Source organism: Solidesulfovibrio alcoholivorans DSM 5433 (assembly GCF_000702665.1).
GTDB classification, from domain to species: Bacteria; Desulfobacterota; Desulfovibrionia; order Desulfovibrionales; family Desulfovibrionaceae; genus Solidesulfovibrio; species Solidesulfovibrio alcoholivorans.
On record NZ_JNJA01000045.1, the window covers coordinates 1 to 4,694 of the forward strand.

5 protein-coding genes and 1 pseudogene are annotated in these 4,694 nt (G+C 42.7%); 2 read left to right on the top strand and 4 right to left on the bottom strand.

What is annotated here, in order from left to right; all coding sequences use genetic code 11:
- Window positions 1-201, bottom strand: a pseudogene (locus Q368_RS26825) (hypothetical protein); the annotation flags it as partial.
- Between the two features lie 712 nt (window positions 202-913).
- Here Q368_RS26825 and Q368_RS25360 point away from each other — a divergent pair.
- Entirely contained in the window at window positions 914-1,735 is an 822-nt protein-coding gene (locus Q368_RS25360; RefSeq protein ID WP_084159000.1) for an FRG domain-containing protein, read from the top strand.
- A gap of 19 nt (window positions 1,736-1,754) precedes the next feature.
- On the top strand, window positions 1,755-2,936 hold the full coding sequence (locus Q368_RS26370; protein WP_156955897.1) for a hypothetical protein: 1,182 nt from the start codon (window positions 1,755-1,757) through the stop codon (window positions 2,934-2,936).
- Here the strand turns inward: Q368_RS26370 and Q368_RS26375 are convergent.
- The 3 genes from Q368_RS26375 to Q368_RS27365 all read right to left on the bottom strand — a co-directional run bounded on the left by Q368_RS26375 (window position 2,916) and on the right by Q368_RS27365 (window position 4,328).
- Complete coding sequence (locus tag Q368_RS26375) at window positions 2,916-3,611, bottom strand: hypothetical protein (RefSeq protein ID WP_156955898.1); 696 nt, start codon at window positions 3,609-3,611, stop codon at window positions 2,916-2,918. The genes Q368_RS26370 and Q368_RS26375 overlap by 21 nt on opposite strands.
- A gap of 112 nt (window positions 3,612-3,723) precedes the next feature.
- The gene (locus Q368_RS0122620) at window positions 3,724-4,008 is read right to left on the bottom strand and encodes a helix-turn-helix domain-containing protein (protein WP_029461283.1); all 285 of its coding nucleotides are present in this window, start codon (window positions 4,006-4,008) and stop codon (window positions 3,724-3,726) included.
- On the bottom strand, window positions 4,002-4,328 hold the full coding sequence (locus tag Q368_RS27365; RefSeq protein ID WP_084159001.1) for a type II toxin-antitoxin system RelE/ParE family toxin: 327 nt from the start codon (window positions 4,326-4,328) through the stop codon (window positions 4,002-4,004). Before Q368_RS27365 ends, Q368_RS0122620 begins: the two co-directional genes overlap by 7 nt.
- Window positions 4,329-4,694: the final 366 nt, after the last annotated feature.

Here is a 4,694-nt window from a genome sequence, read left to right on the forward strand (position 1 = left end):
CGCCGTGAGACGCGCTTCTATTTCCGCCCAATGATTCAGGAAGGGGTCAGGCCGTGTTCGCCAGTCCCGTACCTCCTTCATTTCAGAGGGGAGTCTGCCTTCCTTGAGATACTTTGCCGCCGTATTGCGGCTCATGCCGGCCTTGAGCCCGGCTATTCCGGTCAGCCCTGTTTTGGTCTTCTCTCGCATCAGCTTTCTCACCTGCGCATCCGTTATCATTTCAGCTGGCTACCATCTTTCCCGGGGGGAGACAGCCGCCAGCCTCCAAGGGGAGGTGGATGCACAATTCTAATTGTCGCTGATGCTCAGGAGTAATTGTCGCCGATCAGGTCTGCGATTTTGGCGATGGGGAAGGATCAAAAACGTGGTTTACCACCTTTTTGACCACGATAGCCCAGGCCAATGCCTATGGCAGCCCCCTATCCAGAAGCGAACTGCAAATGATCACATCCTCTTCATTATTCTCGATGATATTGACATACTTCGGGATTACTTCAAGAAGAAGTTGCCGGAAATGCTGAAGGTGAGCGACGGCTTCAGAAGCGTCGTCGGACCGGTGCTTGGCAGAAGCTGAAGGAGACAGCGGCGGTGTAACCTGCTACTATCAAAAAAATGATCGAGAGTGCTGTCAGTGATTCATTGAAGCACCACTAGCATCACTCAAAAAATTAATTATTTAAACACGCTACCCAAAGCGGCTCATGCCGAACTTTCCAAGCCAGATAGTTCCCATTCTATTAATTATATGATAATAACACCTTATGTGGGAAACAGAATTTTGCCGCCAAGCATACGTGGCTTGGTCGAAATGTTTTTTATTTGGACAATGCCAAGCGAAAGACACTTCGTCTATATATCACAAATAATCAAGAAATATATTTCAATCATTCTAGACCTTAACTAGTTCAATACTATGCCAAACCAACATCATACGCTATCTTCTTCGAAAAGAAAAATTTTTCAAACAGAGGGATTAGATTGCCCTTTTGTTGATTACGAAATTCGAAATCTAAGCGACTATCTGGCAGTATTTAGCAGCCTCATCGGTTCGGATGATATTTTTTGGTTTCGAGGCCACGCAGATTATCGTTGGCTGTTAATCCCTTCAGCATTACGTTACAAAACCGTTAGTGATCGTGAAAAAGCATTGGGGCTAATATCATGCTTTAAACGCTATGCTGAAATGAAAATTGAACGCCCACCAGAACTTAACGACGAACTACGGTGGACACAACTTGCTCAGCACTATGGCTTACCGACGCGCCTTCTAGATTGGACAGAGAATGCTGCAGTTGCATTATACTTTGCCTGTCAAAAACAAGAACAGGACGGGTGCATTGTTATAATCAACCCAGTTGATTTGAACAAAGCATCAGGCATTAAGACTTCTAGAATACTAGATTACAGCAAAGACGCCGAAATTATCAATGAATATTTTTTCCTTGATGGGAAAAGATCCCCAAGAAATGGCAAAAATAATATTGCCATCTACCCGATCTGGAATTCTCCCAGGATTACGATCCAGCAGGGGGCATTCACCTTGCATGGATCAAACTGTTTCTCTATAACTCCAAAGCAATCCCCCTCACTTGTCCATGTTCCAATCCTTAAACAATACAAAAAAATTTTATTAAACGAGCTAGATCGCTTTGGCATATCTGAAATGACGATTTTTCCAGAAATTGATAGGATATGCAACTACATTAAGTGCAAAGCAAAACTCGACAACCATTAATACCCATAAAGGACAAAAAATGTCTGAATATATCCCATTTATCAACGGATCAGGAGATTGTAAAATTGCAAAAAAGATATTCTCAGACTGTGAGTTAATAAGAATTTCACTGGATTCGTACTCGAATATCTCACACATGCTTCCTAAAAGTGTCTCGCTCTGGGTCGATCTTTCCATCGACGGGAGCCATTGCCTACTAAACGGGAAAAACAGAGAAAGCAACTGGATAAGTTATATTAAAAGCTATACAAATAGCGACATGCTTTGTGACGCTTCAAAGCTAAATAAAATAGATCAAGCAGTGGTCAAAGCTTTTGTTTTTGAAATAATGGACAGAGCTCTGCAATTAAAGCCAAAATGGATCACACTTCCACAAATCCCAATATGCGACGACACTTCGCGAAACAAATTAAACAAAATACTTGCAATTAAATCTGCTGAATGGAGAAGTGAAAGGCAGTTCAATGGAAATCTCATTTTCCCCTTAGTCTTCACACACCAAAACCAGACGAAAGGGAAAACCGAATGGGTTAAAACCCTTACAAACGCTCAAAAATGGTACAACCTTTCAGGTGCCAATGGTCTTTGGACTGTTGACTCATCATTAAATGACGAAGACTGTTCAAAAGGAATAGCAAATAGGCTTAAACAATTAATTGATTTTTCGGTTGCTTTGAATGAAACATTTTCCAGTACTCCGATTAAGGTCACAGGCCCATACTGGGGTTTTAACTTAGTTTTATGGGCGAGAGGTCTCTTCAATCATCCGGCAATCAGTTTAGGCTCTGCCTATCAATATTATCTTTCCGGTGGATTTATCAAGCAAGGAAAAGCTAGAATAGCGCTCACACCTTTAAGAAGAAGGGCAATAGCCGATCCCGGACTAAGGGGTTGGCTTGAATATTCATTAACAAAGATTTCTCAAAATGATCCAGCTTATAAAGAATTTCTCACGCTGACAAAGGACTATGAACTGATCTCACTGGAGTATTCATCAAAAGAGCAGGTGGCCAAATTCTACAGAGAGTGGATCAACAAGATAGAATCAATACCAATCGAGGGAAGATCACTATACCTCTATCAAGATTTCTCTAGTGCATATATTTTAGGAAAACAAATTGACCAAAATTTACCTGATTCGGAAAAATCTGCCCGCCTACCTGAAAAAATAGCACAGCAATTAATGCTGACATGCCTTTGAAAAAGTTCGCCAAAATCGTTCGATACAATGATCTTGCAGAGCGATGTTTATTTTTTTTGATATTTGAGGTTTAATTACAACATCGCAAGAAACTCGCCCGAACCCTAAGAGACCAACACCACTACTAAAGAACTGCTCCTTCAACCCGCTATCACAAACCTTACGTGCGGCATCTAAAGGCAATCCAACATAGGATTCGTCCGCGAATCTTAAATTCGCCTCAGCTTGACGTAATGCCTCAGAGAATCTTTTTATCTTTAACTCAACTGCAATCAATCTATCATGAAGAGGGTACCACCCATTTATCCTTTGGAAACATTCATTGTTCATTGAAATTATAAATTTATTTTTTTCTAGAAATGACAAATCACTTTCAAATTTACTTCTGTCAAGTACTAAGGAAAATTTTTGATAAAGCGACTCTTTGTCTATCGAAGTCCCTGTATCTTTCTCAGGGATACTCATAAACAACATAACCCTGAGTTGCGGACCTAAGCTCTTTCTTTGTCCATAGAGAAGCCTCTTTTGCACACTTTCACATCGAAAAGAACAACCAACCACATCACAGACTCCCCAAGGAAGAGAAAACTCTTTTTTACAAAACAAGCCCTGAGCATGCACCCACTGCTCAGCAAACAAGGTCATATCCTTTTCATATAAAAAAAAAGCATTCATCTTCTATCTCAAGGAATAGCAATATCACATCGCAATCCATTGCCACCGTTGATAGCCCAAAATACAAATAATACTAACGATAACACACTGTGCCGCCACACCAAAAGAAGACTTACTTCAGACAAATAACCAGTTCCTTACCTACCGCCTTGGCATATTTTCGCAGTGTCGCCACGGACGGCGAGTGTTTACCGCTGGACAGAGCAGATTCCAAGCGGGCGACGGACGGGGCTTTAGTTCCCATCAAGGCAGCCACCTGGGCCTGACTCAGACCAGCTTCTTTTCTTGCCCGCAGAAGTTCATCCAGGAGAGCAAACTCTGGGGCCATGGCATCATAGGCTTCCTTAACAGCAGGATTCGCAAGCATCTTTTTTGAAAGTTCTTCATGGGTTAACATGCCTTAACCTCCTGCATTCGTCTTATCGCAACCACCAACTCCCGCTTGGGAGTCCTCTCCGATTTCTTGATAAAGTGATGAAGCATGACGATTTTCTTCCCGACAAGAGTACAATAGAAAACTCTGGCGATTCCTTCAGCACCTTTCAAACGAAGTTCAAAGAGACCATCTCCCATCGCCCTGGTATGCGGTAACCCAAGATCAGCGCCGAATATTCGCATTCGTGCCGTAAGGTGCAGATAACGAGCTTGGAGGGTAACTGGCATCGCCAGGATCTCCTCCTGCAACCAATCGCTATAATAGAGTATTTCCCATGTCACAGCCTATAGATAACAAATATGTTACTAGCCGTCAAGGAGTATTGCTAAAGATGAGGCGGGCTCATTGACGAATATATAATAAAATCAATGAGTAAAGAGAGGCGGTTGGCAACCACCGCCACAGTCACGCCAACGCCTGACCACAGTCGCGCCAACGTACGAATTCCAGACCAATAAAAAGAAGAAGACCCCGTTGGCTACTCGCCAACAGGATCACTTTTTCACAGGGGCTTTTGGAATTATTTTAGGGGGTTAAATCACGCTTTTGGCGTGTCAAGCAAGCGCTCTCCCCCTGAGCTACGGTCCTATAAACAGAATCAGGGAACAGGCTAAATGCCCCAAACTCGTCCCGAAGTCAACCCCAAA

What these genes read in the sequence shown, in the direction of transcription:
- Q368_RS26375 (WP_156955898.1), bottom strand. Translation starts at nt 3,611, where the DNA reads ATGAATGCTTTTTTTTTATATGAAAAGGATATGACCTTGTTTGCTGAG.
- Q368_RS26370 (WP_156955897.1), top strand. Translation starts at nt 1,755, where the DNA reads ATGTCTGAATATATCCCATTTATCAACGGATCAGGAGATTGTAAAATT.
- Q368_RS25360 (WP_084159000.1), top strand. Translation starts at nt 914, where the DNA reads ATGCCAAACCAACATCATACGCTATCTTCTTCGAAAAGAAAAATTTTT.
- Q368_RS0122620 (WP_029461283.1), bottom strand. Translation starts at nt 4,008, where the DNA reads ATGTTAACCCATGAAGAACTTTCAAAAAAGATGCTTGCGAATCCTGCT.